Raw genomic sequence first — 25,927 nt, 5'->3', positions numbered from 1 at the left:
ACCAGCAAAGAAACCGGCGAACAGTGCCGCTACACCCACCCGCCCGGCGGCACCGTGTGCACCCGCTTCCACGGCGGCGCGGCCAAACAGGTCAAAGCCAAAGCGGCCGCCCGGTACACCGAACGGGAGGCGAGGATCATGGCCGAAACCTACGGGCTGCCGATCGAGATCAGCCCCGAGCGGGCCATCATCGCCGAAGTGCACCGCACCGCCGGGCACGTCGCGTGGCTTGAGGCGCAGATCCGCGAGCTCGACCCGAGCGACCTGATCTGGGGCGTCACCAAGGTCAAAGAGGGCGGCGAGGACCGCGGCACGACGCAAGAGAGCGTCCCGCACGCGTTCCTCAAGCTCTACCAGCAGGAACGTGCGCACCTGGCGAAGGTGTGCGCGGACGCGATCCGCGTCGGCATCGAAGCCCGGCAGGTCAAGTTGGCCGAAGAGCAAGGAATCATGGTCGCTCGGGCGGTGCGGGCGATCCTCGCCGACCTGAAACTCACCGCGGCGCAGCAGGCACTCGTGAGCACCGTCGTGCCGCAGCACCTGCGCGCGCTCGCCGCGCTCACCAACTGACCGAGGGGGCGGTGTGACCGCCACCCTCGACTGGGCCGAATACGCCGCCCGCGAATTCGAAGACCGCACCGCGTACTACCGAAACGACCCGGCAGCCTGGGCGCGAGACAAACTCGGCGAACACCTGTGGTCAAAACAAATCGACATCGCCGAGTCCGTGCGAGACCACCGCCGAACCGCCGTACAGTCCTGCCACGGCGTCGGGAAAAGCTGGTCAGCCTCACGCCTCACCGCATGGTGGCTCGACACCCACCCCGTCGGCGAGGCCCGCGTGGTGACCACCGCGCCCACCGGGGACCAGGTCGCCGCCATCCTCTGGTCCGAGATCAACGGAGCGTTCGCGAAAGCCGAGGCGCGAGGCAACCCCTTCCCTGGCCGCATCAACGAGACCGACTGGAAACTCGGAAAACAACTCGTCGCGTTCGGCCGCAAGCCATCCGACTACAACCCGCACGCGTTCCAAGGCATCCACGCCAAGTACGTGCTCGTCATCATCGACGAAGCGTGCGGCGTCGCGAAACAGTTCTGGACCGCCGCCAACTCGATCGCCACAGGAGAGCACTGCCGCATCCTCGCGATCGGCAACCCCGACGACCCCGGCTCCTACTTCGCGCAGGTCTGCGCCCGTGGCCGTTGGAACACGTTGCGGATATCCGCGTTCGACTCCCCGAACTTCACCGGCGAACCCGTCCCCGATGACGTCGCGTCGATGCTCGTCGGGCAGTCCTACGTCGATGAGATGGCGCAGGAATACGGCGAACAGTCCCCGGTGTACATCTCCAAGGTCCTGGGCTTGTTCCCGTCCGACGCCGAGGACGGCGTGGTGCGCCTCTCGGCACTGCGCGCCTGCGCCCAGCCGCGCGAGACACCGCTCGCACCCGAGCAACTCCTGCCGGTCGAACTCGGCGTGGACCTCGGCGCGGGCGGCGACGAGACCTGCATCCGTGAACGCCGCGGCATCCAAGTGGGCCGGGAGTGGCGCACCCGCGGCCGCGACCCGATCAAGGTCGCGAACCTGATCGTCGAGTCGATCCGCACCACGGGCGCCACCGCCGTGAAGGTCGACTCGATCGGCATCGGCTGGGGCATCGTCGGCACGCTTCGCGAACGCCGCGAGCAAGGCGCACACAGCGCCGAGGTGCTCGGCGTGAACGTCGGCACCGCCTCCGCGCAGCCGCAGCGTTTCCCGCGGCTTCGTTCGCAGATCTGGTGGGAGATCGGCCGGCAGCTCTCGGAAGACCGCGGCTGGGACCTCTCAGGGCTGGACGCGGACGACCGTGAGCGCCTGATCTCGCAGCTGACCGCGCCGAAGTACGCGCACGACTCCTCGCGGCGGATCGTGGTGGAGAAGAAGGAAGACACCAAGAAGCGGATCGGGCGGTCGCCGGACAACGCGGACGCGCTGCTGTTGGCGTTCTATGCGGCCCCGGGCGGATACGACCAGGCGATGGGCTGGCTGGCCGGGATGCGCGCGACCGCGTGAGGGGTGTCTGATGCTTGCTCCCCGTCGCCTGGGTGGCAGTTTCGGTGCGAGCAACGGCCTGTTCCGGGTCCTGCTGTGCCGCCAGGGCCACCGGTTCTGCGGGGCGCACTGGACGGCGAACGATTCACATCAACTCGCGGGCTGCCTGCGTGAGCGCGGGGCGCACGAGGCGATCTGCGCGAGCGGCGCCCTCAACGGCGTCCCAGTCACCTGACCGCCTCGCGCCTCACGCACAGCACGCCGGAACCGACGTCCATCGAGGGGGTCGAGTAGCCGGTGTCGCGCCGCAACCGCAACCGCCGCCCCAACGGCCAGCACTACCAGGTACGCCGCTCCACCGACGCCGAAATGGCCAAAGCCGCCACCCCCGGCGTCGGACCCGGCGCCACCCTCTACACCGCGCAGCAAGTCGCCGCCCTCGTCGCGGCCGGCGTCAACCCGCAAACCAGCGGCGCGTTCAACCCGCTGCCCCGCCTCGACCCGCAAGTCGCCTTCGGCCCCGGCCTGCCGCTGCTACCCGCCGCGATCGACCCCACCCGCCGCGACACCGGACGCCCCGAACCCCGCTTCACCGAATACCAGGTCTCCAGCAACCTGCCCGGTGTCACCGACCGGCTCGTCCCCTGGAAGGTCCTGCGCGACGCCGCAGCCGCCGGCGGCATCCCGCGCCGCTGCATCCAGATCCGCAAAGACGAGATCACCACCCTCGAGTGGACCATCACGATCTCCAAGGACGCGGTCGCGAAAGCCGAGGCCGCCAGCCCCGGGTCCTCGCGCGCCGACGTGGAAGCCGACCTGCGTAAGCGCCTGGGCCCCGAGATCGCCCGCTGCACCGCGTTCTGGGAGCGTCCCGACCCAGGGCAGGACGAGGACTGGCCCGACTGGATCGGCAAACTCCTCGAAGAGCACCTGGTGTTGGACGCGGTGGCGATCTATCCGCGGCGCACCTACGGCGGCGACCTGCACTCCCTGGAGATCATCGACGGGACCACGGTCAAAGTCCTGCGGGACTATCGTGGCGGCAAACCCCTGCCGCCCAACCCCGCCTACCAGCAGATGCTGTGGGGTTTCCCCCGCGGCGAATACGTCGCCGACGTCGACGACGAAGGCCGCATCCTCAACGCGTACGCCCCCGACACGCTGATCTACAAGCGGCGCAACGTGCGCGCCGAGACCCTCTACGGGCACTCCGCCGTCGAGCAGTGCCTCGAAGACCTTGACGTGTGGCTGCGTCGGCGCGCCTGGATCCGCGCGGAGTTCACCGACGGCACCGTGCCCGCGGGGCTGCTGCGCAACACGGGCGCGAACTCGTGGACGCCGCAGCAGGTCCTGGAGTACGAGACGGCGTTGAACGACGCCTGGTCGGGTCAGACGCTGGAGCGGCACCGGATGCGGATCCTGCCGCCCGGGTTCGAACTGGAGTCGACGCCGGATGTCGCGGAACGCTACAAGCCCGAGTACGACCTGTTCCTGCTCAAGCAGCTCGCGGCGCATTTCTCCACGACGATCGCGGAACTGAACTTCACCGAGACCGGCGGCATCGGTAGCAGCGGGTACCACGAGGGTCAGGCGGACATCAAGGAACGCATCGCGACGATGCCGACCTACCGGTGGATCCAGGGCCTGATCACGGGTATCTCGCGGCGGCACCTGGGGATGCCCGGCGAGCTGGAGTTCAAGATCCTCGGCTTGGAGGATGAGGACGAGGCTGCGGCGGACGAGGTCGCGGGCAACCGGGTCAAGTCGGGGCGGATGACGTACAACGAGGACCGCGACCGGCTGGGGCTGCCGCGGTACCCGTTCGCTGAGGCGGACATGCCGATCGTGGAGACCAGCCGCGGCGTGATCTTCCTGGAGGGTGCGAGCAAACTCGCGCCGCCGGGCGAGACCGTCACGCCGCTCGAAGCACCGCCGAACAAGGACGCCGACGCCGACGGCATCCCGGATCAGGACGAGGCCGCTGACGGCGAGCAAACCGCCGACAGCGCACCCGGCCGGCCGGACACGCAGGCCGTCAAAGCGGAGATCGCCGCGTACCGCAACTGGGCGCGCCGCAACCCCAAGCCAGGCCGTGCCTTCCGCACCGAGATCCTCACGAAAACCGACGCGCCCGGCGACATGGCCGCCGACCCGCGCGTCACCTTCGCCGCGGCAGGCGGTGACCGGGCCGCCCCAAAAGAGCGTGACCCGGACCGGCCGCACTGGCCGGGCTGGGACCGCGACAAGGCCACCGCCGCCGTGTGGGCGCCACGCATCCGCAAAGCCATGCGCGGCGCCGTGGACACCCGGGCGCTCGCCGAGGCATGGCTCGCCGCCCGGCACCCGGCGCTCACCAAAGCCGACGAAGCAGACCTGCCCGACGGCTACGACGATGACCCCGACGGGCCGGACATCTACGGCCAGGACTCCGCCACGTGGCTCGCCGAATACGGCATCGACCTCACGACCGCGCTCGCGGCCCTGATCGTCGGACTGTGGACCGAGGGCTACGCGATCGGCGACCTGTCCGCGACCGCGGTCCTGGCCGGGATCGCGCACATCGACTGGTCGCGGTGGACTCCCGGGGACGCCGACGCGGCGCGCCTCGTGCTCGACGAGAACGGCCGTAACGGGCTCGCGCTACTACTCGATCAAGCCGGGATCAGCATCAACTCGATCGCCGCGAACCGGCTCGACAAGCTCGCGAAGGCGCTCGCGGACGCGCTCGCGCGCGGCGATTCCTCCGGGACGCTGGCCGGCGTGCTGCGCGGCATCCTGGACGACCCGCAGTGGGCCGACATGGTCGCGATCACGGAGTTGGCGCGGGCGACGAGCGTCGCGGCGATGAACACCTACCGCGCGAACGGCATCGAGGCCACGTACTGGGCCACGGCGGACGACGACAGGGTCTGCAGCGCGGTCTGTGAGCCGAACGAAGCGCAGGGCGCGGTGCCGCTCGGCGCGGCGTTTCAGAGCGGCGACACAGAGCCGCCAGGGCGCCCGGTATGTCGATGCGCTCCCATACCGGCATTGACATCGCTGGCCGATATCGACCCGTCCGACCTGGCCGGAGCCGACGCGGCAAACGGCTGATCCACCACATCGATGACGAAGGGCCACACCGAGCGGTGCGGCCCTTTCGCATGTCCGAAGGAGGCGACGTGACCGCCCTAGACGTGCGCGAGGTCTACGTCCCGATCACGAAGAAGGACCGCGACCCGCAGACCGGACACCTGTACGTCTACGGCAAGATCACCGGCCCGGATCTGGACAACGACCAGCAGCGCATGGACCCCGCGTGGCTCAAGACCGCAGTGCCCGACTGGTTCAAGCGCGGCAACATCCGCGAACAGCACGACGCCAAACGGGCCATCGGCAAGGCGATCGAACTCGAGGAGAAGGCCGACGGCTGGTACATCGGCGCGAAGATCGTCGACAAAGACGCGATCGACAAGGTTGAGGAGGAAGTCCTCAACGGCTTCTCCATCGGGATCCGCAACTGGCGCCTGGACCACACCAAGGCCGACGCGCCCGCCGGGACCGTCGTGGCCGGCCGCATCTTCGAGACCAGCGTGGTCGACGCCCCCTGCCTGGGCAGCGCCACCATCAACGACCACTGGCGGCTGCCGCTCGCCAAAGCCGACGGCGCCGGGAACCTGCAACTGCTCGACGAGCCCGCTCTGATCCGTGCGGAGTCCGCCACCTTCGGGTTGCCCGCCGAGCTGTTCGACCGGCTCGCGGCGCCCGTCAAGCAGGCTCTCGCGGACCTCGCCTCAGCTGGTGCCGAGGTGTCCGCCGCAGCCGAACAGGACGCGCCGGCGGCCAAGGCCGACACGGCACTCGCGCCGGTCGTGGTCAACGTAACGGTCTCCGGGAGTGTCATGGGCGAGCAAGCGCTGACGGACGCGGTACGCGAGGCGGCCGCCGCCTACAAGGCGGACACCTACGCGTCGCTCGACAAGGCGTACACGGCGGAGCAGAAGAGGCAGGCGCTCGCGGCGGGCCAGGCGATGCCCAACGCGAAGGGCGAACCCTCCTATGTGATCAAGACGAAGGCCGACCTGCGGCGCGCAATCAAGGCCGTGGGACGCGGCAACGCCGATCACGACGACGTGAGAAAGCACATCCTGACCCGGGCCAAGGCCCTCGGATTGGAGAGCATGGTGCCCGACAACTGGAACGCCGACGGCAGCCTCAAGGACGCCACCAAGGCCGACGCGGCCACCGTCGAGAAGGCCGAGGCGCTGCTGCGTGACGTGCGCGCCCTCGTCCCCGAACTGGCCAAGGCCGACGACGGCGACGACGGGGAAGACGACGGCGAGGACGAGACCGCGGACATCGCCGGCGCGCAGGAAGCGATCGCCGCGATCGCGAAGCTCATCGTCTCCGAGGCCGAGTCCCTCGCCATGGGCAACCTCAACGAGGCGTGCGACATCGCGCTGCTGCTCGACGCGGTGCGGGCCCTGAAGTGGTTCCAGGCCAACGAGCGGGCCGAGCAGTCCGGCGACACCGACACGGTGATGATGCTCGCCGACGCCCCGGCCGGGGACAGTGACCTGCTCAAGGCCGACGGCAAGAACGGCGGGAACCTCGCGCCCCCGTTCAAGAAGAAGCCCAACAGCGGCGAGGACGCGGCTGACAGGGAAGACGACGGCGAGGGCGACGCGGACTCCGAGGGCGGCGAGAAGAAGAAGACCGCCACCAAGGCCGACAGCGACGAGCACCTGCTCACCAAGGCCGAAGCAGCCGACCTGGTCAAGGCCGCCGTCGCCGCGGCCCTCACCGAACCCGGCGACACCCCGAGCACTGCGGCCGACACGCCGCAGACCGTGACCAAGACCGAACTCGCGCACATGGTCAAGAGCGCAGTGGCAGAGGCCAGGGCCGCCGACGAGGAGCGCATCGCCGCGCTCACGGCCGACCTGACGAAGGCCCAAGGCGATCTGGACGCCATCAAGGCGCTTCCGGTCCCCGGCGGACCGGTGCTCACCCGCACCGCCGCCCAGCAGGAGTCCGCGATGAAGAGCGACTCCGAGGCGCTGCACGCCCAAGCGGCCGCGCTCCTGGCGAAGGCGGACGCCTACTCCGCGAACCGGGACCTGGCCGAGGGCTACCGGCAGCGCGCCAAGGCGCTACTCGCCAAGGCGGCCGCCTGACCCTGCGCACCACCCCCAACGACCATCCCCGGGCCCCGCTGTGCGGGGCCTTCCGCATGGAAGGAGCAGGGCCGTGGCTCTGCCCGCGAACCTCGAACTGCTCTTCGGCGAGTCGCCGGAAGCCCCGAAGCTGTCGAAGGCGGAAGTCTCCGAGCGCTTCGACGACCTGATCAAGTCCATCGGTGACATGCCCGAGCGGGAACTGTCCCGCGAGGAGATCGTCACCTCGTTCCGCGGCGGCCAGCCGATCGACTTCTCCAGCCGGCCCACGAACGCCTACCAGTACGTTCAGAAGGCGCTCGGCGCGCCGGAACTGAACAAGGCGATCTCCCCGGACACCGTCGCCTCGGTGATGGCGGCCCTCGACGGGCTCAAGTCGCAGCAGCCGGACTTGGTCAAGGACATCAACCTGACCTCCCCGGTCGGCACCGGCCTGGTCGCGTTCGACCTGGAGGCCCCGGCGAAGATCCTGGCGCCGCGCCCGACGCCGCTGCGCAACTCGATCCCGCGGATCAAGGGCAACGGCACGAGCCACCGGTTCAAGGTGATCTCCGGGTTCACCGGCTCCGGGACCGGCGGTGTCGGCAACATCCACCCCGGCATCCTGGACACCACGCAGAACAACTTCGCGCCCTCGGGCTCCAGCAACTCGCTGTACTACGCGCGCGGCCCGAAGATCTCCTACGCCGGTTACGACGTGGTGCTGCCCTACTCGCAGTTCAGCATGAGCGACGAGGTGACCTGGTCGGCGCAGTACGGCGGACAGGGCTACCAGGACATCCGGCAGCTCTCGCGCACCAGCCTGCTGTACGCCAGCATGCTCATGGAGGAGCGGATGCTGCTGATGGGCCGCGGCACCGCGTCCGGGTACGCAGGAGCGCTCGCGGCCCCGACCGGCACGTCCCTGGTGGACAACACGCTGGGCACGGGGCAGGTCGCGCTGACCGGGTACACCACGAACATCTACGTGTACGTCACCGCGGACGCGGGCGCGTTCGGCGAGTCCGTGGTGTCCACGGTGGCCACGATCGCGCCGACCGCCGGGCACAACGTGGTGCTGCGCCTGACCGACGTCCCGCAGGCCCTGGGCTACAAGGTGTACATCGGCACCGGCGCGTCGCAGCCGGCGAACTCGTCATTCTTTTTCTACGGCCGGTTCCCGAACCAGGCCGCGAACGGCGGCGGCGCGGGCGGCACGGGCATCGTGCTGCAGGGTGCGATCCCGACCTCGGGCGCGAACCCGCCCACCGCAGACTCCTCGGCGTACGCGGCGGGTTACGACGGGATCCTCGCGTGGGCGATGGGCACCTCGTCCGGCTACAACGTGAAGATCAACTCGACGTTCTCGACGAGCAACCCGGGCAGCGAGTTCCAGACCGCGTTCGCGAGCCTCTACAACAGCGTGAAGGCCGACCCGGACCGGATCCTGTTCAACGGCGCCGACCGCAAGCAGCAGTCCGACACGCTCAAGGCGGGAAGCAGCAACAACTACTTCCTGCAGATCACGCAGGACGAGGTGCGGGGCGTCGCCCTCGGCTCCGTCGCCGTGGCGATCATGAACGAGACGACCGGCAAGCGCGTCGAGATGGAAGTCAACCCCTGGCTCCCGCAGGGCGTGTGCCCGATCCTCTCGGACACCCTGCCGATCCCGGACACGCAGGTCTCCAACGTGTGGTCCGTGGTCAACGTGCAGGACCTGATGGGCATCGACTGGCCCGTCACGCAGTTCGCCTACGAGTCCAGCTCGTACTGGTTCGGTTCTTTCATCTGCTACGCCCCGGCGTGGAACGGCTGCGTCTCCGGCGTCACCGCCGCCTGATCCAGCTCCACCCGGCGCCCGCGCAGGCAGCCTGCGCGGGCGCCGGGCCCGCCCGGAAGGAACCCCATGCGCATCGCAGCACCCGACGGCGCCGTCGCCGGGATGGAAGTCAAAGGCGCCTACACCGGCCGCGTCACCCGCTACAACGGCCGGATCATGGACGTCGAGAACCCGGCACACGCCAAGGCCCTGATCGCCGAGGGCGCGTTCCCGGTGTCGCTCACAGGCCGCACCCGGGCCGACCTCGGCTACCGCTGCCCCGCGTGCGGACACGGATCGTTCTTCGTCCGCTGCGGCAAGTGCGGCGGCCAGTGTGAGAGGGAGAGCTGATGCCTCCACGCACCCGCAAGACAGCCGCTCCGGCGCCGTCGCTCGAGGACGCCGCAGCTGGCGTTTCCGAGACCGTCGAGGAGTCCGCGCCGCCGAGCCCGGCCCAGTCCGACGCGACCGCCCCCGAGGACACGCCCACGCCCGACACCGCCGTCGCCGCCGGCGCCGCTCAAGAAACCACCACCGAGGGCGAGGCCGCGCAGGTCCCGTCCGAGCCGGCTCCCGCCGCAGAGGTCCAGCCAGCGACGCCCACCTTCCACTGGGAGTCGGTCAAGAACGACGGCACCGAACCGTGCCGGCTCTGCCCGCCCGGCACACCCCCCGATGGCGCAGGCTCCTACGGCTGCCCGCACGGTCAATGGGTGCGCGTCCAGGACTCCGACTGATGGCGAAGATCGTACGTGGCAACGCGTCCGCCGCGGTGACCCAAACCACCACCGGCCAGGACTACCCGGCCGCACAAGCCGTAGCCATCACCGACGGCGACGGCGGGCTGATGACGCTCACGGGCGGAACACTGCCGGTCTCCAGCGGCTCCGGCCCCTCCACCTCACTGAACGCCGCCACCGCGACCGGCCCCGGCGCCGTCATCGACCTAGGTGTCGTCCGCTCCAGCCACACCCTGCAGACCACGGTGACGGGATCGCCGACGGGCGTCACGGTCAACCTCGAAGGTTCACTCACCGCCACCGGCCCATGGACGACGCTGGCTACATCCACCTCCACCACCGGGGACGTGCAGACCGCCACCGGCAAGGCCGTGCGGTACGTGCGCGCCAACCTCACCGTCCTGACCGCCGGGACGTCTCCCACGGTCACCGCTCTGATTGCGTCCGCGCAGTAATGCCCGCGGTCATCACCACTGGCGGTCCTCGCGGACCCGAGAAGCACACCCACGAGGAAGCCGCCGACCTGGGCGTCGACGAAGGCGGAACGCTGATCGTCACCGCCCGCAAGGACAAGGGCGAATGGGTCATCGCCGTCTACGCCGCAGGCGCATGGCTGCACGCCGAGATCACCTGACCGCCGGGTCCTACGGAGGTAAGCCGTGATCACCCCGTACGTGTCCGCCGCGTCGTTCCGCGCCCATCCGACCTACCTGGACCTCGACGACCTGCGCTACAACGACCCATCCTCGCTCGACCAGACCGCACAGTTGAACGATCTTCTGCTGATGTCCTCGGCGTGGGCCGACGGGTACTGCGAGCAACCCCTCGCGGCGCACCAGAACGTGCAGAACCTGCGCACCCGCTTCACCCGCGACGGAACCCTGAAAGTCCACCCGGACCACACCCCGGTCATCACGGTCACCTCGGTCGGCTACGGCTACACACCCACGTCGCTGACGACGTTCACGAACCCGGCCGTGTGGAGCGAGGACGGCCGCAACCTGGTCGTCACGATCGGCAGTGGTGGGCCGTGGACCGGGTCCTTGCAGTTCGGCGTCCCCGGCGCAGGCGCGCAGGTGTACACGCAGCTCGTCTACACGGCCGGGTTCGTCGCCACGGTCCTGTCGGCCGGCGCCTCGGCAGGCGCGATGTCGCTGAGCGTCACGGACCCTACGGGCATCGAGCCCGGCGGCGTCTACCGGATCTGGGAGCCGGGCGCGGAGGAAAGCGTCACCGTGTCCTCCGCGTTCACACCCCCGGCATTTAGCGTGCCGCCGGTCCCCACGGCCGTGCCGCTCGCGGCCCCGACGCTGTTCGCGCACACCGCGGCCCAGGACTTCACGAACATGGAGCACGACATGCGGCTCGGGATCGTGAACTACACGGTCGCGCAGCTACTGCGCCCGGACACCGCCGCTGAGGACGCCTACCCGGACTCGCGCATGGCGTCGGGGACCCGGCAGACCGACTCACGCAAGGACGGTTCGGGCCTGATCGACGAGGCCGAGCGGCTGCTGGAGCGCTTCCGCAGGGTTCGCTGACGGCACCGCGCCGCCGTATCGGGTTGTTGGCTTCGTGATGCCGGATGGGGGTCGCCGGTGTCGATTCAGAACGTGCTGGACGGGATCTGCCAGTACTTCGGCGGCCCGTTCGACGCCCAGACGCGCACTTACCGCTCTTCGCTGGTGGACGGCGTCGGCGTGGTGCGCCGCGCCTGGGCGAAACGCGACAACCACGCCGACTACTTCAACGGCATGCCGCCCGGCACCCGCACCGGCAGCCAGATCGTCGTGCACATAGCGCACCAGCGCGAGACCCGCAAAGCGGTCGGCGGAGCCACCAGCGGCGTCAAACGAGTGACGTACACGGTGGTGCTGCACTGCTACATCCGCTCCAACACCCCGTTCGCGGAGGACGCGCAGGACGACGTGTACGCGCTGCGCGACAACCTGGTCGCGCGGCTGCGGCAGGACCGCACGCTCGGCGGCGCGGTGTTCCAGGCCGGTGAGGCCGTGGACGGCGAACTGTCCTGGATCGAGTTCGAGTACGGGCAGGCCGAAACCAAGGACGAGTTGACCAAGAACTACCTGTCCATGCAGTTCCCCGTCACCGAGTACGTGTTCGCCTAAGATGGCCGGCCGCGGTCGCAGGCACGGTGCGCGACGGCACCAGGCCCGCAGGCACGAGTCCGCGGCCGCCCGCAAGCGGCTCTCGGCACGGGAGAAGGGCCACAAGCACCCGCACAAGGGCAGCCACGCGCACCGCCGCCACACCGGGCACCGGCACCCGGCGCGACGGCACACCGCGCACCGCCGCAAGGGGCTGAAACACCCGCACCGCGGGCCACACACCAAGCACACCCAGCGGCGCAAGGCGACCCGGCACCGCCGCACGGTACATCGCGCGACACGCCACCACGCCACGCCGCATATCCGGCGTGAACGCATCCGCCCTGCTCGGTTCGCCCGCGGCCACACCCGCCTGCCCTCACGGTTCCGCAAAGGCCGACGCATCCGCGGCATGCGCTCCCCGTTCACCGCCGGGCGCCGGCACACCCGCGCCTGGCGCTGATCGCCCCCTTCCCGCCCCGCCAGCCCGAGAGGGAGGCCGCCGCATGCCCCCGCGCACCCGAACACCCAGCCCGCCGCAAACCGAGACCCGAGCGCCCGACGGCGAGCAGCCCGAACCGGACCACGGCGGATGGTTCCGCAACACCGGCGCCACCTCGCTCACGGTCCTCGGCGACGGCGTCACCGCCGTACTCGCGCCCGGCCGCATCGCCGCCCTGAACCGCACCCCCACGCACCGGGACCTGACGCCCGCCACTGAGGCGGACTTCCTCGCGCAGCAGGCCGCCGACACGGCGTCCGAGGCCAGCACCGACGAGACGGAGGCGTAACCAGCCATGGCCGGCCCCACCACCTTTCCCTCCGTCAAGCGGTTCATCGGCTTCGCGAAGGAAACCACACCCGGCACCCCGGTCGCCCCGGTCGCGTACATGCCGGTGACGAAGTTCGACTGGAACGACAAGCCGACGTGGCTGGATGACAAAGGCCTGCGCGGCGTGATGGCGGACGACTCGTTCAACGTCATCCAGGGCGTGCAACTCGGGGAGATCGACTTCGAAGGGCCGGTGTTCGCCGACGAACTGGGCTACCTGATCGGCAACATCATGGGCGCCGACGACACCACCGGCGCGTCCGCCCCGTTCACGCACAAGTTCTCGCTGCTCAACACCGGCGGCGGCCAGCCGACGACGCACACCGTCACCCAGTACTACATGGCCGAGCCGACGCACCAGGCCCGGCAGTTCTCCGGCACGTGCGTCTCGGAAGTCGGGTTCAAGTTCAACGCCGAGTCCGAGCTGCTCACGTACACGGCGAAGGCCGCCTCCTGGGTCAGCAACGTGGCCGCCGCGACGCCGACGGCGACGTTCACCACGGCCAAGCCGCTGCCCTCCTGGCAGTCGGTGCTGGGTATCGCCGGCCCGGCGTCGGGCGGCACGCAGGTGCTCACGGTCGCGTCGGGCGAGTTCAACTTCAAGCGCTCACTCAAGCCGTACTTCACCGCGCAGAACTCACAGAACCCGTACATCATCCAGCGCGGCGGCCTGACCGCGGACTGGAAGTTGTCGTTCGTCGCCGCCGACGAGACGCCGCTGACGTACATGCGCAACAACACCCAGCCGCAAATCCAGTTCATCCTCAACAACGGCCTCACGCTCGCCAACGCCCTCGTGGTGCAGGTGGACATGGCGCAGGCGGCGTTCACCGAGGCCAAGCCGAACTTCGGCAGCGAGGCCGTCATGTTCGACTGCACCGGGCGGTGCGTGCTGAACACCACGAACATCGGCACGTCGGGCGGGTACGGCCCGGCGACGATCACGCTGCAGAACGCCATCGCCGCATCGACGTACGTGTAACCGGTAAGGACCCCGCATGAAGATCGACCTCCCGTCCGGGGCGTGGGCGGACCTGCTCGCCCCGGACAAACTCAAGGCCAAGCACCAGCGCGCCGTGATGCGCGCGGTCACCGCCCAAGACCAGCGGGAAGGCGGCATGGCCGTCGACCTGACCGACGGTGTGATCGCCATCATCATCCAGGACTGGAACGTCACCGGCGACAACGGTGAACTGCTGCCGCTGCCCAGCGAGAAGTTCGCGTCCCTCGACGAACTCACGATCGAGGACTACGAGACGCTGCTGGGCCACGAGTACGTGGTGCAGGTCGCCACGCGGCTGATGAAGCTGCGCGGCGAACGCGTCTCCCCGGACGACTGGGACGACCCCGAGTCCCCTTCCGTGCCCTCAGCCGCATCCGGGCCCGGCTCGAGGGCGGAGAGATCCCCGAGCACAAGAACGTCCGCACGGAGTGGGACGAAGACGAAATCTACGCCCGGTTCGCGGAGCGCTGGGGCTGGCCGCCGCAAGTCGTAGACGAGATCCCCGTCGGCCCGTTCAACCATCTGCTGCCGATCGCGCAGGTTTTCGACGAAGTGCGCGCCGAACGCGAGAACAGGCGGTGGAACTGATGAGCGTGATCCTGGTGGGCGTCCCGCAGTTCACGGCGGCTCTCGACGCGCTGGTGGCCGCAGCCGGCGAAGCCACGAAGATAGCGGTGATCAAGGGCGGTCACCTGATACAGGCGGAAACCCAGAAGAAGCTCACCACGTCCTCGCACAAGAAGGGCACGCCCACGCCCTCACAGCCGGGCGAGCCGCCGTCTCTGGTGACCGGGCAGCTGCGCCGATCCATCCGCACAGATCACCCCAATCGCGGTGGTGACGGGATCTGGTCGACGCGGATCGGCCCGACCGCCGCGTACGGGCGCATCCAGGAACTCGGCGGGGTTACCGGGCGCGGGCATGCGACGACACTGCCCGCACGCCCGTATCTCGCGCCAGCGCTGGAGGCCGCGATCTCCTCGGGCCGTCTGGGCGAGGTGTTCGACGAGGCATGGCGTGTAGCACTCGGCCACCTGTGACACCCGCCTGAGCATTCCCTGCCCGTAGCCCGCTTCCGTTCACCGCCGGGGGTGGGTGTCAATGGCTGGTTTTCTGCCGCCGACCGTGGCCTACCTGCTCGGGAACATCACGGACTACAAGGCGAAGATGGACGAGGCCGGGGTCAAGGCCGAGGAAACCGACGCCAAGATGAAGGGCTTGGGCGCGGGATCCAGCGCCATGTTCCTCGGCCTCGGCGCCGCCGTGCTCGGCGTCGGCTACGAGTCGGTGAAGATGGCCTCCGGATTCGACCAGGCCATGGAGATGGTCCACACCCAGGCCGGCGCGTCCCAGGCCGAGGTCGACAAACTCAAAGGCTCCGTGCTCGCGCTCGCCCCCGCGGTCGGCATGGGCCCCGAGGAACTGGCCACCGGCCTCTACCACATCGAGTCCGCGGGGTTCCGCGGCGCGCAGGCCATGGACATCCTCACGGCGTCCGCGAAGCTCGCGCAGATCGGCCAGTCCGATTTCGAGACGACCGCGCAGGCCGTGGTCGGCGTGATGGCCTCCCAGATCAAGGGCGTCAAGGACGCCGCCGACGCGGGGAACCTGCTGAACACCACGGTCGGCATGGGCGACATGAAGATGCAGCAGCTCGCGGAGGCGATCGGCACCGGGATCCTGCCGAAAGCCGCCGCCGCGGGGCTCAGCTTCGAGGACGTGGGCGCGGCGCTGGCGACCCTCACCGACAACGTGACCCCCGCGAACGAGGCCGCCACCCGGCTCGGCATGACGTTCAGCATGATGTCCGCGCCCACCGCGAAGGCGAAAGCCGCCTACGAGGCGATCGGGATGACCAGCACCCAGCTCGCCAACGACATGCGCGGCCCGGGCGGCCTATCGGCGGCCCTCACGGACCTGCAGAACCACCTGAACAAGACGTATCCGGCCGGGCAGGGCGTGAAGCTGTCGCTGCAGGAGCAGCAGGCGCAGCTCAAGACGTACTCGCAGTCGCTCACCGACATGGGTGTCCCGCTCAGTCAGCAGACGACGCTGCTCGCGACGTTCAAGGGGAACTTGGAGAAGACCGGGTCGGCGGCGGTCAAGCAGTCCGAGGCGCTCTCGGCGATGTTCGGCGGCGGCAAGAGCAGCGGCACGATGATGACGCTGCTCGGGGAGATGGACCGGTTCAAGGACAAGACGCAGCAGTACGGCACCGCGGCCTCGCGGGCGGCGCAGGCGCAGGAGGCGTGGCGGGCGCAGCAGGCGCAGTTCTCCCAGCAGCTCAAGGACATGGGCGCGCGCATCGACACGATGTTCATCGCGATCGGGCAGAAGCTGATCCCGGTGCTCTCCCGGTTCCTGGGCTGGATCCAGCAGGGCATTTCGTGGCTGGGCCAGCACAAGGCGGTGCTCGCGGTGCTCGCGGGCGTGCTCGCCGGGGCGCTGGTCTCGGCGCTGTATGCGGCGGTCGCGGCGACGGTCGCGTGGACCGCGGCGCTGGACGTCAACCCGATCTTCCTGGTGATCACAGCGATCGCCGGTTTGGTCGGCGGCTTGATCTACGCCTACAACCACTTCAAGGCGTTCCGGGACGTGGTCGACACGGTCGGCCGGTTCTTCAAACAGCTGTGGACCGACGCGGTGCACGCGGTGGGCGCGGTGGTTCAGTGGTTCATCAACGGCCCGCTGCAGTGGATCAAGCAGCGGGTCGCGGAGTTCTCCGCGTTCTGGCACGCGCACGGCGAACAGATCATGGAGATCGCGAAGCACGTCTGGACCGTGATCTGGACGAATATCAGGGTCGCGTGGGACCTCATCCAGGCGTACCTGAAGGTCGGCCTCAGCACCCTGGAGAACCTGTGGAAGATCGCCTGGGACCTGGTCAAGAACGCGGTGAAACTGGTGTGGGACCTGGTCAAGAACATCATCGAAACCGGGTGGCACCAGATCCTCAACACCTTCTCCCTGTTCGCTGACCTGCTCACCGGCAAGTGGGGCAAGCTGTGGGGCGACGTGAAGAAGCTCGTCGGGCAGCTACTCGGAGACATCGGCAAGACGATCGGCGACTTCGGGAAAGACGCCTTGAACCTGCTCTACCAGGCCGGTAAGGACATCATCCGGGGCCTGATAAACGGCGTGAAGTCGATGGGCAGTGCCGCGTGGGACGCGGTCAAGAGCATCGGTTCGTCGATCAAGGACGGTATCAAGTCGTTCTTCGGGATCGGTTCGCCGTCGCGGGTGTTTCATGAGTTCGGGCGCAACATCGGGCAGGGTCTGGTCAACGGGATCGCGTCGATGCACGGTGAGGCGGCGAAGGCGACGGCGGGGCTCGGGAACGCGGCGCTGGGCGGGTTCGGCACGGCGGGGTTCAGTGGGGCGCTGACGGGCAGCGGGATCGGCGGCGGCGTGGCTGCGGGTGGCGGCGTGGTGGTGGTGGTGAACGTGGCGGGCGCGGTGCACAGTGACGCGGGGATCGCGAAGGTGGTGCGCCAGGAGGTGCTGCGTTACAACCAGCGCAACTCGCGTAACAACCTGGCGCTAACCACGTTCGGCAGCTAGTCGCGTGCCCGCACCGCAGCGGCCGCCGCTGCGGCGCGACACCGATCGGCGCTGGTGGCGAGCCCCACCCCGTCGAGGCGCTCCGCGAGATCCGTGAACATCGCCACGTCGCGCAGGGCGTCACGCCGGGCGAGCCTGCGGTCCAACGCCTGTGCACCGGTCCAACGGTAAATGCGGCGCCACACAGGGCCGATCCACGCGTCGAGAAACCGCATCGGGCGCGAGCCGGCGAGAACGCCGAGCCAGTCCATGTCGTCGGCGATGACGGCAAACGCGCCCAACCAGATCACGCCCGTGAGGATGGCGCTGGCGCTTGGGGTCACGACGGTACGATCTCCTCGGTGGGTCCCGGTTCGGCCGCAACGTTCTCGGGCTGCTCAAGCAACGGCTCGATCGCCTGCCATAGCGGCACGATCTGCTCGCGCAGCACCCCCCAGCTTGCCACGATGAACGGGCGCGCCAGGGCCATCGCTTCTTGCAGTGCGGTGAGCTCCGCCGCCTGCTGACGATGCTCGGCCAGCACGGCCCGGACGTCTTCAATCAGCGGGCCGCCCGGATCCGCGTCACTCGCGCCGGACCGGTAGGCCTCATCCTGGTCAGCCCAGGCCGTAAGCCGGGCCACTGCGTCAGTGCTCATGCCGTCACGCTACGGCAGGTTCCACTGCGCGGTACTGTCCGCCATCCCCGAATCCGGGGTGAACTGCAACCTCACCGGCTTGTCCCCGTTCGGCACCTGGAAGACCACCACACCCAGCACACTGTCACCCGGGGCGATGTTCACCGACCCGAACGACTGTCCCGCAGTCACACTGGCCAGGTCCGTCTGGAACTGCTGCCCCGCGGCGTCCTTCAACACAGTGCCGTTGTCCGGGGAGTCGGAGTACGCGACGCCACCCGCGTTGGCGATACGCAGCTGCACCGCGTAGAACACCTTGCCCGCGTCGGGGCTGGTGAACTCGTCGGCGCCTTTCGCATCCGGGAACACCTTGACGAGGGTGACGGCCAGTTTCTCGTGGTTGAACCCCGTCACGGTGATCGCATCGCCGAGACCGGCGGGTTTTACGGCGCCGCTCGGCTTAGCCGACACTGCGGCGGCCGCACCACTGCCGGCTGGGGTCGTGGACACGGTGTTGGTCGTGGACTTACACCCGGCGAGCACTACGACCCCGAGCAGCACGACAGCCGCGGGCGCGACACTGCGGACGATCATACGGTTCCCCCTCCAGTCGAATCAGACGTCCGCGACGCTACCCCCACGCCCCGGCACGCCGCCGGACGGTACCCGGATCGTTACCGCCGCGACACGCGACCGGGGGGTGCGCCGTGGCGACCACCACCATCCCGCCGACGTTCTACCAGGTCGCGTTCAACGCCGACCCCAACCAGGCCGCCATCCCCCCCTACTGGACCGACCAGTCCTGGCGCGTCCAGTTCCCCTGGTCCAGCGCCCGCGGCCGCCAATACGAACTCGACGCCGTCGAAACCGGCGAATGGCGCCCCACCCTCGCCAACCCCGACGGGGCACTGGACCCCTCCAACAGCGCGTCACCGTACTCCCCGAACGTCATCCCGTTCCGGCAAGCCCGCGTCATCTGCAAACCCGGCCCCAACGCCCTGACCCCCGACCAGGCCACCGCCGGGGAAGCCACCGGCTACCCCCCCGGGATCAGCGCCCCGGCGCAGATGAACATCAGCAACGACTTCGGGTACACCGTCACCCTCGCCGCCTCCGGAACCGCCTACCAGGGCAGCCAGGTCTACCAGGTCACGCTGCCGGGCGGCGCCACCCAGTTCACCAGCGTGCTGCTGGTCAAACCCGCGCCGGTCATGCCCGCCGTCACCTACAGTTTCTCGGCGCAGGTGCGCATCCCCTCGGGCACCTCCACGCCGACGAGCGCGGCGCTGCTGTGGTTCGACGCCACCGGCGCCAGCATCTCCAGCACCGCGGGCGCCACGGTCACCCCGACGTCGGGTTCATCCTCCTGGGTGCAGGTGGCCGTGTCGGGGACCGCGCCTGCGAACGCCTACAGCGCGACCCTCAAGATTCAGATCGCGTCCGGGGGCTCCACCGGCGCCCCGACGACCTGGCAGGCAGACGGGCTGCAGTTCGAACAGAACCCGTTCCCCACCCCGTACCAGACCCCGTTCACGCTCTCCACCAACCTGTTCCCGGGCAACCTCGCCTCCGGCGGGTACGACACGCAGAGCGCCACCGGCTGGTGGTACCCGACGGCGGGCTCCACCACCTACGCCACCGGCCTGGCCGCCGCCCCGACCGGGCACACCAACGCGTTCGCGTGGACCACCCCCGCGTCCACGACCAGCACGTCACCGCTGCTGGCCGGCGCCGCGTCCTCCGGCCCGGTCGCGGACAACGTGCAGGTGACCGCTACGGGCGCGTACAGCGCCACGTTCTACGCGCTGCGCTCCTCCTCCGCGGACGCCACCCTCACGGTGACACCCACGCTCACCTGGTACAGCGCCACCGGCGCGTCGATCAGCAGCGTGTCCGGCACACCCGTCACGCTCTCCATCGGCACCTGGAACCGGCTGGCCGTATCCGGGACCGCCCCGGCCGGCGCGCTGTGGACGCGGTTCTCCATCGCGATCACGGCCCCGGCGTCCACGACCGCGAGCAACACCGTGTACCTGACGGCCGGGCAGTTCGAGGCCGCCGCGTCCCCCACCTCGTGGCGCGACACCGGCGCCACATACTCGGTCATCACGCCGATGATCGAACGCTGGCCGCAGACCTGGACCGAACAAGACGGCACCTACGGCACGAGCGACGTGATCGGCGACGACGCGTTCGCCGCGCTCTCGCAGTACACCCTGGCCGCACCGTTCATCGAAGAGGTCCTGGCTGCGGGCCCGGACTTCTTCTACCCGCTCAGCGACCCGGCCGGCTCCACCAGCTGCGCGGACGCCTCCGGTAAGCGCGTCGCGGCGCCGGTGGAGAACGCCCCGTTCGGCGCCGGGTCGCTCACGTTCGGCAGCTCCGTGACCTCCGCGAACGCGGGGCAGGCGTTCACCGGAAGCGCTGGGCCCGTCGCCACGTTCGCGAACAACGCCACCGCGAACCCGCCCACACAGGTGCAGTTCGCCGAGACGTTCGTGTCCCTGCACAAGACCACCAGCAGCCCCGGGCTGCCCGCCAGCGGGCCCTGGACCCGCATCATCGCGTTCCGGGCGTCGGCGGCACCCGGCACCAACAAGGCCTACACGCTGTGGGACGCCGAACCCGCCTCCTGGGCGACGAACGCGTCCCTCGCCCAGTTCGCGATCAACAGCCTGGGTCAGGCGAACATCCAATGGTCCGACTTCCACGGCACCAGCGCCTGGGACTACACCGGCACCGCGAACCTGTGTGACGGCAACTGGCACCTGCTGGCGATGGGCAACGACCCGGTCGCGACCGGGACCGTGATCTGGGTGGACGGCGTCGTGGTGTCCACCAGCCCCGGCACCACCGGGCTGCCCGCCGGGTTCGCCACCGACGTCCTCGGGTGCGCGATCAGCACCGGCCGCAACTGGTACAACGCCGGGCACATCGGGGACCTGGCGTTCGCCGCCCAGTTCCCGGTACTGCTGACCAGCACCCAGATGACCAACCTGTACACCTCCTGGCGCACCGCCAGCAGCGGGGAGTCCTCCGGTGCGCGCATGACCCGGATCCTCAAATGGGTCGGCTGGAGCGGCCCGAGCGCCATCGACACCGGCGCCACCACCTCCATGGGGCCCGCCACCGACCTGACCGGCGCCGCAGCGCTCGACGCCGCCAACAGTGTCACCCTGACCGAGAACGGCAACTGGTACGCCGCCGCGAACGGCACCCTCACGTTCAAGGCCCGTACCGCCCGCTACAACCAGCTCACCCCCGCATTCATCTTCGGCGAGAACACCGCCGTGGGCGAGTGGCCGTTCGAAGTCCTGCAGTTCGACTACGACCCCAGTCACATCGCCAACAACGTGCAGGTCACGCAGTTCGGCGGCAGCGTGTACACGGCGCTGGACGCGGCGTCGGGCAGCCGGTTCTTCCCGCGGGTCTACCAGCGCACGATCAACGCCACCAGCGTGAACGAGTGCCAGGACGCCGCGAACTACCTGCTGGGCCAGTACAAGGACTCGCACCTGCGGGTCTCGGCGCTGCGGCTGCACGCCTCGGCGGTCCCGGGGCTGCTGGTGGCCTGCCTGAACCTGGAGTTGGGCACCCGCATCCGGGTGAACCGGCGGCCGAACGGCGCCCCGCAGATCACGTTCAACGGGTTCGTGGAGAAGATCGAATGGGAGTGGGACCCCGAGGGCCCTGAGGTGTTCGTGAACCTGCAGTGCTCGCCCGCGGACCTGGCGAGTTACTGGCTGCTGGCGGCGCTGCACACCGCCGTGAACACGCAGGTCACGAACGGGTCGTTGACCGCGAAAATCAACGCGCTGCCGGACTCGGCGGTCAACGCCCTCTCGCAGTCGCTGCCGTCGGGCTACCAGCTGACCTTCGACCCCGGCACCCCGATCGCGGAGACGATGACGATCGCACCGGGCGGGATTCCCGCCACCAACCCCGGCTACAGCAACGCGACGTTGACGTTCACGTCGAGTTTCGCGTTCACGCACGCGGCGGGCGCGATCGTGTGCGAGCCGCTACCCGCCGGGGTCAGCGACCCCACGACGTACGACGCGGCCAGCACCCTCGGCGCCGCGTACGCCACCATGCAGGCGCAGACCTCCGGCACGAACCTGATCACGATCAACCAGCTGCCCGACGGCAAAGTCAACGGAGCCGGGTCGGACTGGAACACCGGCGACGTGCTCTGGATCGGGCCCGGCACCGCGAACTTCGAGGGCTACAACCTGCTGCACCCGAACATCTCGACCGCAGGAGAAGGCGTGCTGCCGCTCGCCGCGGGCACGGCCGGCACGGCGCTGGGCCTGTCCAGCGACGTCGGCACCCCCAGCGTGACCGCCTCGGGCACCGCGTTCCAGGGTGCGAATGTGTGGCAGGTCAGCGTCGCCGGCGGGGTCGTACCGACCAAGGGGCTGCTGTACGTCCTCAAGGTGCCGGTCACGCCGGGCCTGGCGTACACCGCGAGCGAGTACGTGCGCTCCGCGACCAGCGCGGCGAACCCCACCGTGCAGATCTACCTGAAATTCCTGGACTCCACCGGCACCAGCCTCGCCCAGACCAACAGCGGCTCCACCGTGCTGACCGGGTCGCCGACCGCCGCCTGGACCCGGATGACGGTCACCGCGACCGCCCCCGCGGGCACGGCGTGGGCGCAGATCGGGCTGCTGCTCACGGCCACCGCACCCGGCTCGGCGTGGAGCTTCCAGGCCGACGGCCTGCAACTGGAACAGAACGGTACGGCCAGCGCCTACCAGACGGCGCCGCAGGTCAAGTCGATCACGGGCAGCGTCGCCGGGTACTCCACGGCGACGATCACCCTCGCGCAGAACCTCGCCAACAGCCACGCCGGCGGCGAGTGGGTGTGCGACCCGCTGCCACCCGGCACGACGAACCCGAGCACGGTGGCCGCTAACTCGCGCCTCGCTTACTGACGATCATGTCGCACCCTGAACTACGCCGCGGAATGTCCGGCCACCCGCTCACCCGAGGAGGTGGCCGGTGACCAACCTGCCCGTGCCCGTCCCCCGGACGTTCACCGTCGGCGAAGTCGAAACCGGCGCGTACCTCAACAGCCTGCGCGACGCGCTCAACTTCCTGATCAACGTCCCGATCGTCACCGCCGGGCAAGCCAGCGTCCAGTCCATCCCCAACACCACCTGGACCAGCCTCACCCTCGACACCACCGTCGTGGACTCCTACGGCGGACACAGCAACACCACCAACAACTCGAGGTACACCGCGCAGGTCGCCGGCTGGTACCTGTGCTGCGGCACCTGCGGATTCGCCGCCAACGCCACCGGGTTCCGGCAGATCCGCCTCGCGAAAAACGGCGCCCAGGTCACCTTCTCCGTCGCCACCCTGCCCGTGGTCGCCGCGACCGTCGCCACCGTCATCGTCACCCCCACCCTGCAGGTCTTCCTCGCGGTCGGCGACTACCTCGAGGTGCAGGGCTTCCAGAGCAGCGGCGGCGCCCTGAACACCACCGGCGCCGACCCGTCGCTCACCGCCACCTGGGTCCACGCCTGATGATCGGAGCCCTCTTGCCCCGCGCCCCCCGCGCGCGCCGCGTCCTCGCGGCCGCCCTCACGCTCCTGGGCGCCGCAGCGCTCACGCCCGCGCCGGCGGCGGCCTCCTCCCGCGTCGGCGGGGGCGTCGTCGGCACCGCCGGCTACTACGACTACGCCCCGAGCGTCATCCAGGCCGGGCAGCTCCAGGACTTCTGGTGGTGCGGCGACCTGCCCGGGCGCACCGTGGACACGATCCTGCACGAGCAGTACTCCTTCACCGGGGGCCTGCACGTCACCATCCCCGAACACGCCGTCCTGGCCGAAGGCGCGGCCGGGACGTGGGACGACGCCCTGATCTGCAACCCGGACGTGATCGAGGGCAGCTTCGTCGACCCGCTCGGCGACGGCGTCACCTACACCTACGCCCTGTACTACGTCGGATACGGCACCGCGGGCACCGCCGACAACCAGATCGGGGTCGCGTTCAGCCTCGACGGCGACCACTGGGTGAAATACCCCCAGCCGGTGATCACCGCCCCCTACTCGAACGGCACGTACTACGGCGCCGCACAACCCAACCTCTCCTACGTGGGCGGCGTGCTGACCATGGTGTACGAGTACCAGGAGGGCCCGAACCAGCACATCGAGGCCACCAGCGCGGACGGCGTGCACTTCACCACGGTCGGCACCGTGACCACCTCCGGGCTGCGCGCCGCCCGCCCGTACTGGGCCGGCGCCCGCCCGCGGGTCGGCGGCGCCCCGCAGCCGCTGTCCACCTCGACGTGGGGCGGCGCGGCCTACGACACCGCGGACGGCAGATGGTACGTGGCCGTCAACGACGACCCGACCCGGCCCGCGGCCAGCAGCGGCGGCGTCCAGGAACGCGGGCAGCTCGGCGTGACCCTGTATGCGGCCAGCGACCTGCTCGCCGGGACCTGGACCGAACTGGACACGATCGACACCAACCTGACCGGATGGGAGTCCAACTTCCTCGCCGGGATCCTGCGCGACCCCGCCGGGACCGTGTACACCCCCGGGCTGCCCGGCGTCGAGGTCTACGCGTCCACCGCCATCCCCAGGCCCGCGTACAACGCCTCCGGCGCCACCCTCGGCAACGCCGGGGCGTTCAACAACTGGGACGTCGCCTGGTCCACCTGGAGTCCCGGCCAACCGTGGCGGGCGTTGCAGCGCGTCGATTACGCGGGCGGCCACCACGAGGTCACCACCGGCTGGTGGGACAGCAGCGTCTACCACCTGGAGAACATCAACCTGGGCAAGCTCGCCGAAGCCCCCACCGGGGCGGCGAGCGTGCCGCTGTACGGCTGCAAGCTCGGCGGCGGCGATTACTTCGTCGTGCCGAACAGCAACTGTCTCGGTCAGTACAAGCTCGGGTTGCAGGGCTACGCGTACGCGACGCCGGCGCCTGACCGCCTGCCGCTGTACCGGTGCGAGATCCCGAACATCGGCGATTTCCTTTCGACGGACCCCAATTGCGAGAACCAGGTTAATATGGGACTCGTAGGATATTCTCAGAACTAACCTGGGGTCCAAGGTTGAGCAGAAGCAATCCGTATTGCGAGACGCCTGGCTGCACGCGCAAGTCGGGCGATCACCAGAAATGCAAGGAATGCCGCGGGCGCCTCTGCGACGAGTGCGGCGCACCAAGCCTGGACCGGCGCCTGTGCGACAAGTGCCGAGGTGAAACCGGCATCTGCGCCACCCCAGGGTGCGGACGGCGCTCGTACAACTGCAAGACGTGCAACGCCTGTCGCGGATACGTGAAACCCCAGAAGATCTGTGCCACAGACGGCTGCGGAAAGCCATCTCGGGAATACACCTACTGCCACTGGTGCCGCAACCGCGAAAAGCAGTGTGCAAACGACGGCTGCACAAACGTCTCAGGGGTCAGCCGAATATGCGGCGAATGCCGGTCCACGCGTAAGAGCGGCCCGATATGCGAGACCGAAGGCTGCTCGAACCCCGCGCCCAAGATGCGCAAGTGCCGCCACTGCCGCAACAAGCCGTGCGAGACCGCGGGATGCACGCGCAAAACCTACGGCAACAGGCTCTGCGCGAAATGCAGCGGCCATGAAGACAAGACCTGCGAGACGTGCGGCGCACGCAGCGGGGCCAGTCGCCTCTGCCCCAAGTGCGCGTACATCAACAAGCACGGCGAGCAAGCCTGGCGTGTGTACGTAGCCACGCGCACGAAGCTCCGGAGCGATCTGAAGAGATCCGCCACGGTGGCTGAGCCAGTCCCCCCGTCCTTCTACGCGAAGGTCCGCAGCGGCCCGTGCGTGTACTGCGGAGCTCCCGGGGAGCACGTGGACCACGTCATCCCGCTCAGCAGGGGCGGCATCGAGCACCCGTCAAACCTCGTGAGCGCCTGCGGCCCGTGCAATCACTCCAAGCGGTCCCGTCTGCTCTGGCAGTGGACGCCGTCGAAGGTCGCGCACGCCGTGGAGAGCTCGCCAGAGGTTCGCGCCATCTGGCTTGCTGACGGCTCGACGCTGCAATCGCAACTCATCGCGAAACAGTTGAGCGCCGCGTGACCTTGTGGCGCCCACA

The 25,927-nt window shown here is 69.3% G+C and carries 25 protein-coding genes; 22 read left to right on the top strand and 3 right to left on the bottom strand.

Features of this window, described 5'->3' with window-relative positions:
• The 18 genes from VFB40_RS27970 to VFB40_RS27885 form a co-directional block, all read left to right on the top strand.
• The coding region (locus tag VFB40_RS27970; protein ID WP_324855967.1) for a hypothetical protein at nucleotides 1-570 on the top strand (570 nt) is incomplete at its 5' end.
• A 13-nt stretch (nucleotides 571-583) separates the two neighbouring features.
• A complete protein-coding gene (locus tag VFB40_RS27965; protein WP_324855964.1) occupies nucleotides 584-2,053 on the top strand; it encodes a hypothetical protein in 1,470 nt (489 codons plus the stop codon).
• Between the two features lie 10 nt (nucleotides 2,054-2,063).
• A complete protein-coding gene (locus VFB40_RS27960; RefSeq protein WP_324855962.1) occupies nucleotides 2,064-2,267 on the top strand; it encodes a hypothetical protein in 204 nt (67 codons plus the stop codon).
• A 62-nt stretch (nucleotides 2,268-2,329) separates the two neighbouring features.
• Nucleotides 2,330-5,125, top strand: coding sequence for a hypothetical protein (locus tag VFB40_RS27955; protein WP_324855961.1), 2,796 nt, complete (start codon nucleotides 2,330-2,332; stop codon nucleotides 5,123-5,125).
• Nucleotides 5,126-5,193: 68 nt separating this feature from the next.
• Complete coding sequence (locus VFB40_RS27950) at nucleotides 5,194-7,188, top strand: hypothetical protein (protein ID WP_324855959.1); 1,995 nt, start codon at nucleotides 5,194-5,196, stop codon at nucleotides 7,186-7,188.
• A gap of 73 nt (nucleotides 7,189-7,261) precedes the next feature.
• The gene (locus VFB40_RS27945; protein WP_324855957.1) at nucleotides 7,262-9,007 is read left to right on the top strand and encodes a hypothetical protein; all 1,746 of its coding nucleotides are present in this window, start codon (nucleotides 7,262-7,264) and stop codon (nucleotides 9,005-9,007) included.
• 66 nt (nucleotides 9,008-9,073) lie between these two features.
• On the top strand, nucleotides 9,074-9,337 hold the full coding sequence (locus VFB40_RS27940) for a hypothetical protein (protein WP_324855955.1): 264 nt from the start codon (nucleotides 9,074-9,076) through the stop codon (nucleotides 9,335-9,337).
• Complete coding sequence (locus VFB40_RS27935) at nucleotides 9,337-9,723, top strand: hypothetical protein (RefSeq protein ID WP_324855953.1); 387 nt, start codon at nucleotides 9,337-9,339, stop codon at nucleotides 9,721-9,723. The genes VFB40_RS27940 and VFB40_RS27935 overlap by 1 nt, the downstream gene beginning before the upstream one ends.
• The gene (locus tag VFB40_RS27930; RefSeq protein WP_324855951.1) at nucleotides 9,723-10,181 is read left to right on the top strand and encodes a hypothetical protein; all 459 of its coding nucleotides are present in this window, start codon (nucleotides 9,723-9,725) and stop codon (nucleotides 10,179-10,181) included. The genes VFB40_RS27935 and VFB40_RS27930 overlap by 1 nt, the downstream gene beginning before the upstream one ends.
• Nucleotides 10,181-10,360, top strand: a complete 180-nt coding sequence (locus VFB40_RS27925; protein WP_324855949.1) for a hypothetical protein — start codon at nucleotides 10,181-10,183, stop codon at nucleotides 10,358-10,360. The genes VFB40_RS27930 and VFB40_RS27925 overlap by 1 nt, the downstream gene beginning before the upstream one ends.
• Before the next feature lie 25 nt (nucleotides 10,361-10,385).
• Nucleotides 10,386-11,267: a hypothetical protein gene (locus VFB40_RS27920; RefSeq protein ID WP_324855947.1), complete on the top strand. Its 882-nt coding sequence runs from the start codon at nucleotides 10,386-10,388 to the stop codon at nucleotides 11,265-11,267.
• A 57-nt stretch (nucleotides 11,268-11,324) separates the two neighbouring features.
• Entirely contained in the window at nucleotides 11,325-11,855 is a 531-nt protein-coding gene (locus tag VFB40_RS27915; RefSeq protein WP_324855945.1) for a hypothetical protein, read from the top strand.
• Between the two features lies 1 nt (nucleotide 11,856).
• Nucleotides 11,857-12,297 (top strand): hypothetical protein, encoded by a 441-nt coding sequence (locus tag VFB40_RS27910; RefSeq protein ID WP_324855943.1) that lies wholly within the window; start codon nucleotides 11,857-11,859, stop codon nucleotides 12,295-12,297.
• Nucleotides 12,298-12,340: 43 nt separating this feature from the next.
• Nucleotides 12,341-12,625 (top strand): hypothetical protein, encoded by a 285-nt coding sequence (locus VFB40_RS27905; RefSeq protein WP_324855941.1) that lies wholly within the window; start codon nucleotides 12,341-12,343, stop codon nucleotides 12,623-12,625.
• Nucleotides 12,626-12,631: 6 nt separating this feature from the next.
• On the top strand, nucleotides 12,632-13,648 hold the full coding sequence (locus VFB40_RS27900) for a phage tail tube protein (RefSeq protein ID WP_324855939.1): 1,017 nt from the start codon (nucleotides 12,632-12,634) through the stop codon (nucleotides 13,646-13,648).
• Between the two features lie 16 nt (nucleotides 13,649-13,664).
• Nucleotides 13,665-14,162 (top strand): hypothetical protein, encoded by a 498-nt coding sequence (locus VFB40_RS27895; protein WP_324855937.1) that lies wholly within the window; start codon nucleotides 13,665-13,667, stop codon nucleotides 14,160-14,162.
• Nucleotides 14,163-14,256: 94 nt separating this feature from the next.
• Entirely contained in the window at nucleotides 14,257-14,709 is a 453-nt protein-coding gene (locus VFB40_RS27890; RefSeq protein ID WP_324855935.1) for a phage virion morphogenesis protein, read from the top strand.
• 61 nt (nucleotides 14,710-14,770) lie between these two features.
• A complete protein-coding gene (locus VFB40_RS27885) occupies nucleotides 14,771-17,230 on the top strand; it encodes a phage tail tape measure protein (RefSeq protein WP_324855933.1) in 2,460 nt (819 codons plus the stop codon).
• Here VFB40_RS27885 and VFB40_RS27880 read toward each other — a convergent pair.
• The 3 genes from VFB40_RS27880 to VFB40_RS27870 are packed head-to-tail and all read right to left on the bottom strand — an operon-like array spanning nucleotide 17,227 to nucleotide 18,440.
• Entirely contained in the window at nucleotides 17,227-17,553 is a 327-nt protein-coding gene (locus VFB40_RS27880) for a hypothetical protein (RefSeq protein ID WP_324855931.1), read from the bottom strand. The genes VFB40_RS27885 and VFB40_RS27880 overlap by 4 nt on opposite strands.
• Nucleotides 17,550-17,867: a hypothetical protein gene (locus VFB40_RS27875; RefSeq protein WP_324855929.1), complete on the bottom strand. Its 318-nt coding sequence runs from the start codon at nucleotides 17,865-17,867 to the stop codon at nucleotides 17,550-17,552. The genes VFB40_RS27880 and VFB40_RS27875 overlap by 4 nt, the downstream gene beginning before the upstream one ends.
• A gap of 9 nt (nucleotides 17,868-17,876) precedes the next feature.
• A complete protein-coding gene (locus VFB40_RS27870) occupies nucleotides 17,877-18,440 on the bottom strand; it encodes a DUF4352 domain-containing protein (protein ID WP_324855927.1) in 564 nt (187 codons plus the stop codon).
• 113 nt (nucleotides 18,441-18,553) lie between these two features.
• On the opposite strand from VFB40_RS27870, the gene VFB40_RS27865 reads away from it, so the two are divergent.
• From VFB40_RS27865 to VFB40_RS27850, 4 genes are all read left to right on the top strand, one after another.
• A complete protein-coding gene (locus tag VFB40_RS27865) occupies nucleotides 18,554-22,783 on the top strand; it encodes a hypothetical protein (RefSeq protein WP_324855925.1) in 4,230 nt (1,409 codons plus the stop codon).
• A gap of 67 nt (nucleotides 22,784-22,850) precedes the next feature.
• Nucleotides 22,851-23,378 carry a hypothetical protein gene (locus VFB40_RS27860; RefSeq protein WP_324855923.1) on the top strand — a complete coding sequence of 176 codons (528 nt, stop codon included), beginning with the start codon at nucleotides 22,851-22,853 and terminating at the stop codon, nucleotides 23,376-23,378.
• 14 nt (nucleotides 23,379-23,392) lie between these two features.
• Nucleotides 23,393-24,898 (top strand): hypothetical protein, encoded by a 1,506-nt coding sequence (locus VFB40_RS27855; RefSeq protein WP_324855921.1) that lies wholly within the window; start codon nucleotides 23,393-23,395, stop codon nucleotides 24,896-24,898.
• A 704-nt stretch (nucleotides 24,899-25,602) separates the two neighbouring features.
• Nucleotides 25,603-25,911 carry an HNH endonuclease gene (locus tag VFB40_RS27850; RefSeq protein ID WP_324855919.1) on the top strand — a complete coding sequence of 103 codons (309 nt, stop codon included), beginning with the start codon at nucleotides 25,603-25,605 and terminating at the stop codon, nucleotides 25,909-25,911.
• Nucleotides 25,912-25,927: the final 16 nt, after the last annotated feature.

This window comes from Actinocrinis sp., assembly GCF_035650855.1.
Classification (GTDB): Bacteria; Actinomycetota; Actinomycetes; order Streptomycetales; family Catenulisporaceae; genus Actinocrinis.
The sequence above is the reverse complement of the archived record's forward strand: the minus strand, read 5'-3'. Positions and strand labels throughout refer to the sequence as shown.